Below are 1,699 nucleotides of genomic sequence, written 5' to 3'. Positions count from 1 at the left end.
TCACACCACCGCAGACGATGCCAGCCGTTACCGCTCGGACGACGAGCTGAATGCGGCCTGGAAGCATGAGCCGGTCGGCCGCATGCAGCGCTTTCTGCATTCGCGCAAGTTGTGGGATGAGGCGCGCGAAAAGGCCTTGCAGGCGGAGTTGGCATCAGCCATCAACGAGGCGGTAGAGCGCTACCGGGATACGCCCAGCGCGGAAGCGACTGCGGCTTTTGATCATTTGTTCGCCGAGTTGCCCAGGCACTACCGGCGCCAACGCGAGCAACTGGGTCAGCGCGTCGCGGCGCTGGGGGGAGGTGAGCATGAGTGAGGCCAATAACCTGTGCATGGTCGAGGCCATCAACCTGGCGCTGCACCGCGCGATGCAGGAAGACCCGGATGTGGTGGTGCTGGGTGAAGATGTGGGCGGCAATGGCGGCGTATTTCGTGCGACGGTAGGGCTGCTGGATAGATTCGGCTTCCGTCGAGTGATGGACACCCCGTTGGCCGAAACGCTGATTGCCGGCATCAGTGTAGGCATGGCCGCACAAGGGTTGAAGCCGGTGGCAGAAATCCAGTTTATGGGATTCATTTACGCGGGCATGGAACAGCTGGTTTCCCACGCAGGACGCCTGCGCAGTCGCACCCGCGGGCGGCTTAGCTGCCCCTTGGTAGTACGTACGCCACACGGTGCAGGTATTCATGCGCCTGAGCATCACGGGGAGAGCACAGAAGCGCTGTTTGCCCACATTCCCGGTCTGCGGGTGGTGATTCCGTCCTCGCCACGGCGTGCCTATGGGCTGCTGCTCGCGGCCATTGCCGATCCTGACCCGGTGATCTTTCTTGAACCGGCGCGGCTGTATCGCTCGGTACAGCAACTTGTGCCGGATGACGGTAAGGCATTGCCACTGGATACCTGTTTTACCCTGCGTGAAGGGCAGGATCTGACCTTGATCAGTTGGGGCGCAGCCCTGAAGGAAACTCTTGATGCGGCAGTCATGCTGGCCGATGAGGGAGTAGATGCAGAGGTCATCGATGTGGCGACGCTCAAACCGCTGGATACCGAGACGCTGATTGCATCGGTAACCAAGACTGGGCGCTGCGTCATCGTGCATGAGGCCGCACGCAGCTTCGGTGTGGGCGCGGAGATCGCTGCGCTGCTGCATGAGCACGCCTGGCAGGCACTGCGTGCGCCGGTCGCCCGGGTGACCGGCTTTGATTGTGTGATTCCCTATGCGCGGCAGGAAATGGCCTACCTGCCGGACGTGCAGAGCATCTGTCGCGCGGCCAAGGCCACGCTGCGCGGGGAGGCAGCATGACTACCTTCAAGTTGCCGGACCTGGGCGAAGGCCTGCAAGAAGCAGAAATTGTCGAATGGCACGTGCAGGCGGGTGATCGGGTCGAGGTTGATCAGTTGCTGGTCTCGGTGGAAACCGCCAAAGCCATCGTCGACGTGCCGTCGCCCCAGGCTGGGGTAGTGGCGCGCTGTTTCGGCCAACCAGGTGACCCATTGCATGTGGGCGAGCCTCTGGTGATATTCGAGGGCGAGTCGGAAGACAGCGGCACCGTGGTCGGTGATCTGGGCCAGCCAGAGGGCCATGCGGGCCTGGCTGCTGAGGATTTCTACATTGGCATGTCGCCGTCTACGCGAGACTTTCAACCAGCCAGAGCAACCCCTGCGGTACGCCGTCTGGCACAAGAACTGGATGTCGAT

General features: G+C 62.2%; 3 protein-coding genes. All 3 read left to right on the top strand.

Annotated features, from left to right (window positions below; translation table 11 throughout):
* Positions 1-316, top strand: a 316-nt coding sequence (locus ABYA88_RS16410) for a thiamine pyrophosphate-dependent enzyme (protein WP_373188452.1), incomplete at its 5' end; no start/stop codon positions are given.
* Positions 309-1,304: an alpha-ketoacid dehydrogenase subunit beta gene (locus ABYA88_RS16405; RefSeq protein ID WP_373188451.1), complete on the top strand. Its 996-nt coding sequence runs from the start codon at positions 309-311 to the stop codon at positions 1,302-1,304. The genes ABYA88_RS16410 and ABYA88_RS16405, both read left to right, overlap by 8 nt.
* The coding region (locus ABYA88_RS16400) for a biotin/lipoyl-containing protein (protein ID WP_373188450.1) at positions 1,301-1,699 on the top strand (399 nt) is incomplete at its 3' end. The genes ABYA88_RS16405 and ABYA88_RS16400, both read left to right, overlap by 4 nt.

Origin of the sequence: Halopseudomonas sp., from assembly GCF_041579695.1 — a bacterium.
GTDB lineage: Bacteria > Pseudomonadota > Gammaproteobacteria > Pseudomonadales > Pseudomonadaceae > Halopseudomonas.
The sequence above is the reverse complement of the archived record's forward strand: the minus strand, read 5'-3'. Positions and strand labels throughout refer to the sequence as shown.